The sequence below is a fragment of the Kitasatospora sp. NPDC001175 genome, from assembly GCF_053598215.1.
Map to the genome: position 1 here is coordinate 1 of NZ_JBSFJU010000139.1, position 8534 is coordinate 8534.

2 protein-coding genes are annotated in these 8534 nt (G+C 73.2%); both read right to left on the reverse strand.

Features of this window, described 5'->3' with window-relative positions:
- Window positions 1-1384: type I polyketide synthase (locus tag ACWDAK_RS39965; RefSeq protein WP_449806572.1), on the reverse strand; the 1384-nt coding region annotated here is incomplete at its 3' end.
- A 43-nt stretch (window positions 1385-1427) separates the two neighbouring features.
- Window positions 1428-8534, reverse strand: a 7107-nt coding sequence (locus ACWDAK_RS39970) for an SDR family NAD(P)-dependent oxidoreductase (RefSeq protein WP_449806573.1), incomplete at its 5' end; no start/stop codon positions are given.

Sequence of the window (8534 nt, forward strand, 5' to 3'; positions counted from 1 at the left end):
CCTCCGGCGCCTGCTCGACGATCACATGCGCGTTCGTCCCACTGAACCCGAACGACGACACACCCGCCCGACGCGGCTCACCCGTCACCGGCCACGGCCGCGCCTCGGTCAGCAGCTCCACCGAACCAGCCGACCAGTCCACGTGGGTGGACGGCTCGCCGACGTGCAGGGTCTGCGGCAGCACACCGTGCCGCATCGCCATGACCATCTTGATGACGCCGCCGACACCCGCCGCCGCCTGCGTGTGGCCGATGTTCGACTTCAGCGAACCCAGCCACAGCGGCTTGTCGGCCGCACGCTCCTGCCCGTAGGTCGCCAGCAGCGCCTGCGCCTCGATCGGGTCGCCCAGCGTCGTGCCGGTGCCGTGTGCCTCGACCACGTCGACCTGGGCGGGCGTCAGGGCAGCGCTGGCCAGCGCCTGCCGGATCACCCGCTGCTGCGACGGACCGTTCGGCGCCGTCAGACCGTTGGACGCACCGTCCTGGTTGATCGCCGAACCACGCACCACCGCCAGCACCGGATGCCCGTTGCGCCGCGCGTCCGACAACCGCTCGACCAGCAGCACGCCGACGCCCTCGCCCCAGCCCGTGCCGTCGGCGTCGTCCGAGAACGCCTTGCAGCGCCCGTCCGTCGCCAGACCGCGCTGGCGGCTGAACTCCACGAAGGTGCCCGGGGTCGCCATCACGGTGACGCCACCGGCCAGTGCCATCGTGCACTCGCCCGACCGGAGCGCCTGGACCGCCAGGTGGAGGGCGACCAGCGAGGAGGAGCAGGCGGTGTCGATGGTCACCGCCGGACCCTCCAGGCCCAGGGTGTAGGACACCCGGCCCGAGGCCACGCTGCCGAAGCTGCCGGTGCCCAGGTGCCCCTCCACGCCCTCGGGCACGGTGCTGAGCCGGCTGGCGTACTCGTGGTACATCAGGCCGGCGAAGATGCCGGTCCGGCTGCCCTTGAGCGCGGCCGGGTCGATGCCCGCCCGCTCGAACGCCTCCCACGAGGTCTCCAGCAGCAGCCGCTGCTGGGGATCCATCGCGAGTGCCTCACGCGGCGAGATCCCGAAGAACGCCGGGTCGAACTCGCTCGCGTCGTGCAGGAATCCGCCCTGGCTGACGTAGCTGGTGCCCTGGGCGTCCGGGTCGTCGTCGATCAGCGAGGACTCGTCCCAGCCGCGGTCGGTCGGGAAGCCGCTGATGGCGTCGCCGCCGGTCGCGACCAGCTGCCACAGCTCCTCGGGGCTGGTCACGCCGCCGGGGTAGCGGCAGGCCATCCCGACGATCGCGATCGGCTCCTGGTCGCGCTCCTCCATCTCCCGCAGGCGTCGGCGGGCGTTCCGCAGATCGGCGGTGGCGCGCTTGAGGTAGTCGCGCAGCTTGTCCTCGTTCAGCATGTCCGTCCGCTCCTTGCGGCAAAGAAAAGGGGTCGCGCAGTCAGGAAGTTTCGAGCTCGTCATCGAGGAGGTCGAACAGCTCGTCGTCGGTGGCCGAGTCGAGATCGCTGTTGTCGTCGACCGACGCCCGGTCGGGGGCCACGGTCTCCCGCCACTGCGTCAACAGGGCCTGCAGACGCAGCGTGACCCTGGTGCCGGTCTCCTCGTCGGTCGGCGTCGCGGCGAGTGCCTCGGCCAGCCGGTCCAGCTCGGTGAAGACGTTCGGCGCGGCTTCCGCGCCGTCTTGCGGGAGAGCCGTCCGCAGATGTCCGACCAGCTCGACGGGGCTCGGGTAGTCGAAGATCAGCGTGGCGGGGAGCCGGAGGCCGGTGGCCGCGTTCAGCCGGTTGCGCAGTTCGACGGCGGTCAGCGAGTCGAAGCCCAACTCGCGGAAGGCGTGCGTCGGCTGCACGGCAGCCGCGCCCGCGTAGCCGAGCACCGTGGCGACCTGCCCGCACACCAGCTCCAGCAGGATGCGCTCCTGCTCGTCCGCCGGTTGGCCGCTGAGCTGCTGCCGCAGCGCGGCCGCGGGGTCGGTTCCCACCGCCGATGCGGCGGCCCGTCGGGCGGGCACCCGGACGAGGCCGCGCAGCAGCGCCGGGACGTGGCCCGACTCGACCGCCTGGGCGCGCAGTCCGGCCAGGTCCAGCCGGGCCGGCACCAGGACGGCGTCCGGCAGGGCGACCGAGGCATCGAGCAGCGCGAGGCCCTCGTCGACCGTCAGCGCCATCGCGCCGCCGCGCGCCATCCGCTGGACGTCCGCCGTGTCCAACTCGCCGGCCATACCGCCCTCCTCGGCCCACAGGCCCCAGGCGAGCGAGGTCGCCGGAAGTCCGGCGGCCCGGCGCTGCTGGGCGAGGGCGTCCAGGAAGCCGTTCGCGGCCGCGTAGTTGGCCTGACCCGCGTTGCCGAAGACACCGGCGGCGGAGGAGAACAGCACGAAGACGGCAAGGTCCTGATTTTCCGTCAGTTCGTGCAGGTTCCAGGCCGCATCCACCTTCGGGCGCAGCACCGCATCGATGCGCTCGGGGGTGAGCGAGGAGATCACACCGTCGTCCAGGACGCCGGCGGTGTGCACCACGGCGGTCAGGTTCTGCTCGGCGAGCAGGGCCGCCAGCGCCTCACGGTCCGCCACATCGCAGGCGGCGAAGTTGACCGAGGCGCCGAGCCCCGACAGTTCCGCCGCCAACTCGCCCGCGCCGTCGGCCGCTTCGCCGCGACGGGACACCAGCAGCAGTCGGCGCGCACCGTGCCGCTCGACCAGGTGCCGGGCCACCACGCGGCCCAGCGAGCCGGTCGCGCCCGTGACCAGTACCGTGCCCTCGGGGTCGAGCGCCGGCGGCTCGGCCTCGGTGGCCTTGGGGGCGCGGGCCAGCCGCAGCGCCAGGGCGCTGCCCGCACGCAGTGCGAGTTGCGGCTCTCCACTCTCGACGACGGCTGCCAACAGGCCCGGTGCGGCCGGGGCGTCGTCCAGATCCACCAGGACGATCCGGCCCGGGTTCTCCGACTGCGCCGAGCGCAGCAGACCCCACACGGCGGCCGACGGCAGATCCGACACCGCCTCATCGGCGTTGGCGGCCACCGCACCACGGGTCACCACGACCAGCCGGGAGTCCGCGAGCAGGTCCTCGGCCAGCCACTCCTGCACCAGGGCGAGCACTCGGCGCACCGCCGTGTGCGTCGCGGCGGCCGCGTCCGCACCGGCCTCGGACCGCACGGGGAGCAGGATCGTCTCCGGCAGGGCACCCACCAGTTCGGCGAGGTCCTCGAACCGCTCGATCTCGCCGAGCCCGAGCCCGAGCACGTCCGCGCCCAGCAGTACGGCGTCGGACAGGGACGCGGCGGACGGCAGCCCGACCTCCGTCCACTCCGGCCGGAACAGCGAGTCCTCGCCGCCCGGAGTCACCAACTGCTCGGCCGCGAACGGCCGCAGCACCAGCGACTCCACCGAAGCGACCGGCGCACCCGTGCCGTCCATCGCCGTCAGCGACACCGCGTCCTCGCCGGCCCGTGCCAGCCGCACCCGCAGCTCGGACGCGCCGGAGGCGTACAGGCGCACACCGCTCCACGCGAACGGGAGCCGGCCCTGGCCGGTGTCCGCCACCAGGCCGCCGAGTCCCACCGCGTGCAGTGCGGAGTCCAGCAGCGCCGGGTGGAGGCCGAACAGGCCCGCCTCGTCCCGGCTCTCTTCCGGCAGTGCCAGCTCGGCGAACACCTCGCCGTCCAGCCGCCAGGCCGCGTGGACGCCCTGGAACACCGGACCATAACCGAACCCGGCCGCCGCGAACCCGTCGTACAGCCCATCGATCGGTACGGGCTCCGCACCCGCCGGCGGCCACTCGGCCGGCCCGGCCGGTGCCTCGGCAGCGCCCTCGGCCAGCACACCCGTCGCATGGCGCGTCCACGGATCGCCGTCCGCCGCGCCGGCGTCGCGTGCGTGCAGGCTGACGGTACGCCGGCCCGTCTCGTCGGCCGCTCCGAGACGCAGTTGCAGTTGCATCGACGTCTGCTCGGGCAGGACGAGCGGCGCTTCCAGGGTGAGCTCCTCCAGCAGGCCGCAGCCGACCTGGTCACCGGCCGCGAGCGCCAGGTCCACGAAGGCCGTTCCGGGCAGCAGCACCCTGCCCGCCACCGCATGGTCGGCCAGCCAGGGCTGCGCGGCCGAGGACAGCCGGCCCGTGAACAGGTAGCCGTCCCCGTCGGCCAGTGGCACGGCGGCGCCCAGCAGCGGGTGGCCGATCGCGTTCAGGCCCGCCGAGGCGACGTCGCCGACCGGCCCGGTGCCGGTCTGCGGCCAGTAGCGCTCACGCTGGAACGCGTACGTGGGCAGGTCGACCAGCCGCGCGCCGGTACCGCCGTACACCGCCGCCCAGTCCACCCGGACGCCGCTCACGTGCAGTCGGCCCAGCGCGTTGGCCACGGCCTCGGGCTCGTGGCGGTCCCGGCGCAGGAGCGGGGTGAACACCGCCGCCTCGGCCACGCTCTCCTGTGCCATCGCGGTGAGCGTGCCGTCCGGGCCCAACTCCAGGAAGGTACGAACGCCTTCGCGCTCCAGGGTCTGCGCCGCGTCGTGGAAGCGGACTGCCTCACGGACGTGCCGCACCCAGTACTCGGGAGAGCACAGCTCCTCCGCCGAGGCGACTTGACCCGTCAGCGTGGAGACGATCGGGATGCGCGGTTCGGCGAAGGTCAGACCCTCGGCGACGCTCCGGAACTCGGCGAGCATGCCGTCCATCAGCGGCGAGTGGAACGCGTGGCTCACGGTGAGCCGCTTGGTCTTGCGGCCCTGGGCCTCCCAGTCCGCCGCCAGCTCAAGCACCGAACGCTCGTCACCCGAGACCACCAGTGAGTTCGGGCCGTTGACGGCCGCGATACCCAGCTCGTCGTCGCGGCCGATCAGCAGCGGCACCACCTCGCCCTCGCTCGCCTGGATCGCCACCATGGCGCCGCCTGCGGGCAGTTGCTGCATCAGCCGGCCACGGGCGGCCACCAGCGCGGCCGCGTCCGGAAGCGAGAGCACACCCGCGACGTGCGCGGCGGCCAGCTCACCGATCGAGTGCCCGGCCAGGAAGTCCGGCCGCACACCCCACGACTCCACCAGGCGGAACAGCGCCACCTCGACCGCGAACAGCGCCGGCTGGGTGTACCCGGTCTGGTCCAACTCCTCGCCGCCGAAAACCACCTCGCGCAGCGGACGCTCCAGGTGCCCGTCCAGCTCCGCACAGACCGCGTCGAAAGCCTCGGCGAAGCGCGGGTAGGTGTCGTACAACTCGGCGCCCATACCGGCCCGCTGGCTGCCCTGACCGGCGAAGAGGAACGCCGTCCTCGTCCCGGCACCCGCCGCGGCCTCCAGCGGGGTCTCCCCGTCCGCCAGCGCGGCCAGCCCGGTGCGCAGTTCGTCGCGGTCCCGCACCAGCAGGGCGGCCCGGTGATCGAAGAGCGCGCGTGCCGTGGCCAGCGAGTAGGCGATGTCAGGGATCGTCAACTCTGACCGGGTGGCGATGTGTTCGAGCAGCCGCTGCGCCTGGCCGCGCAGCGCAGTCGGGGTCTTGGCCGACAGCAGCAGCGGAAGCGCGGGGTGCTCCTCGGGGCACGGGTCGAGTTCGACGGCGGGCGCTTCTTCGAGGATGGTGTGGGCGTTGGTGCCGCTGATACCGAAGGACGACACACCGGCCCGGCGCGGCTCACCCGCCGAAGGCCAGGGCTGCGCCTCGGTGAGCAGCGAGACCGCACCCGCCGACCAGTCCACGTGGGTGGACGGCTCACCGACGTGCAGGGTCTGCGGCAGCACACCGTGCCGGATCGCCATCACCATCTTGATCACACCGGCGACACCGGCCGCGGCCTGGGTGTGACCGAGGTTGGACTTCACCGAGCCGAGCCAGAGCGGACGGTCGTCCGAGTGCTCCCGACCGTAGGTGGCCAGCAGCGCCTGCGCCTCGATCGGGTCGCCCAGCCGGGTCCCCGTACCGTGCGCCTCCACCGCGTCCACCTGCGCGGCGGACAGTCCGGCCGAGGCCAGCGCCTGCTGGATCACCCGCTGCTGGGACGGCCCGTTGGGCGCGGTGAGACCGTTCGAGGCACCGTCCTGGTTGATCGCGGAGCCGCGCACGATGCCGAGCACCGGGTGGCCGTTGCGCCGGGCGTCGGAGAGCCGCTCGACCAGCAGCATGCCCACGCCCTCGCCCCAGCCGGTGCCGTCCGCATCGTCGGAGAACGCCTTGCACCGGCCGTCGGCCGACAGTCCGCGCTGGCGACTGAAGTCCACGAAGGTCCCCGGCGTCGCCATCACGGTGACACCACCGGCCAGCGCCAGCGAGCACTCACCCGCGCGCAGCGCCTGGACGGCCCAGTGCAGCGCGACCAGCGAGGACGAGCACGCGGTGTCGACCGTGACGGCCGGACCCTCCAGCCCGAAGGTGTAGGACAGCCGGCCCGAGGCGATGCTGCCCGCGCCACCGCTGCCCAGATACCCCTCGGTACCGCTGGGCACGTCCTGCAGTCGGGTGGCGTAGTCGTGGTACATCACGCCGACGAACACGCCGGTACGGCTGCCGCGCAGGGTCACCGGGTCGATGCCCGCCCGCTCGAACGCCTCCCACGAGGTCTCCAGCAGCAGCCGCTGCTGCGGGTCCGTGGCCAGGGCCTCACGCGGGCTGATCCCGAAGAACGTCGGGTCGAACTCGGCCGCGTCGTGCAGGAATCCGCCTCGGCGGGTGTACGAGGTGCCGGGGTGCTCGGGGTCCGGGTGGTAGAGGTTCTCGACGTCCCAGCCACGGTCGTCGGGGAAGTCGGAGATCGCGTCGCGCCCGGCCGAGACCAGCTGCCACAGGTCCTCGGGGCTCTGCACCCCTCCCGGGAACCGGCAGCTCATCGCGACGATCGCGATCGGGTCGTCGTCCGTGAACGTGCCTGTGACGACGGCCGATCGGTCCGCCTCGCGACCGCCGACCAGTTCGACGCGCAGGTACTGGGCGAGCACCTGGGGGTTGGGGTGGTCGAACACCAGCGTGGCGGGCAGCCGCAGCCCGGTGGCCGCGTTGAGGCCGTTGCGGAGTTCGAGCGCGGTGAGGGAGTCGAAGCCCAGGTCACGGAAGGCGCGAGTGGGATCGACCGCTTCCGGGCCGCTGTGTCCCAGCACGGCGGCCGCCTGGGTCCGGACCAGTTCGAGCAGTTCCTGGTCCTGCTCGGCCGGGGCCAGCGCGGCGAGCCGGCGGCCGAGAGCGGACCGGTCGGGGCCGGCTGCGGCAGCGGCGGCTGCGCGGCGCACCGGGGTCCGTACCAGGCCGCGCAGCAGCGGAGCCAGCGTCCCGGCCTCGGCCTGTCCGCGCAGACCGGCGAGGTCGAGCCGGATCGGCGCGAGCACGGGCCGGTCCGCACGTACGGAGGCGTCGAAGAGCCGCACGCCCTCGGCGGTGGTCAGCGCGGCGACACCACCGCGTGCCATCCGCTGGACGTCGGCCGAGTCCAGCTCACCGGCCATGCCGCCGTCCTCGGCCCAAAGGCCCCAGGCGAGCGAGGTCGCCGGGAGACCGGCCGTACGGCGCTGCTGGGCGAGGGCGTCCAGGAAGCTGTTCGCGGCGGCGTAGTTGCCCTGGCCGGCCGCGCCGAACAGACCGGCGGCGGAGGAGAACAGCACGAACGCGGAAAGGTCTTGATCCTGCGTCAGTTCGTGCAGGTTCCAGGCCGCGTCCACCTTCGGGCGCAGCACGGTGTCGATGCGCTCGGGGGTGAGCGAGGAGATCACGCCGTCGTCCAGGACACCGGCGGTGTGTACGACTGCGGTCAGGCGGTGTTCGGCGAGCAGGGCGGCCAGCGCGTCACGGTCCGCGACGTCACAGGCGGCGAAGACCGGCTCCGCACCCAACTCCCGCAGAGAATCGGCGAGTTCTTCAGCGCCCTCGGCCTGAGCCCCGCGCCGCGAGACCAGCAGCAGCCTACGCGCACCGTACTCCGCGACCAGGTGCCGGGCGAACAGCGCACCGAGGGTGCCCGTCGCACCCGTCACCAGCACCGTCCCCTCCGGGTCCAGCACCAGCGGCTCGGCCTCGGCAACCGCCGGGACCCGCGCCAGACGCGGCGCCAGGGCCTTGCCCGCGAGCAGGGCCAGTTGGGGTTCGCCGCTCTCGACGGCGTTCGGCAGGGCGCGCAGCGAGGCCGGGTCCTCGTCGAGGTCGACCAGCACGATCCGGCCCGGGTTCTCCGACTGCGCCGATCGCAGCAGACCCCAGACGGCGGCCGAGGGAAGGTCCAGTACATCCGCGTCACTGGTCGCCACCGCACCGCGCGTGACCACCACCAGGCGGGTGTCCTTCAGCAGATCCTCCGCCAGCCACTCCTGCACCAGGCCGAGCACACCGTGCACGGCGGCGCGCGTCACCGCGGCCACATCCTGGTCCGCCTCGGGCAGCACGGGAACCACGATCGTGCCCGGCACCGAAAGGCCAGCCGAGACCGCCGCCCGCAGCTCGGCCAGGTTCCCGAACTGCTCGGCATCCTCCAGCCCGAGATCGTCCGCACCGAGCACCGTCACCACATCAGGCGCCTCGACCGACGGCAGAACCGCACCGACCCACTCCGGCCGGAACAACGACTCGTGCCCGCCGCC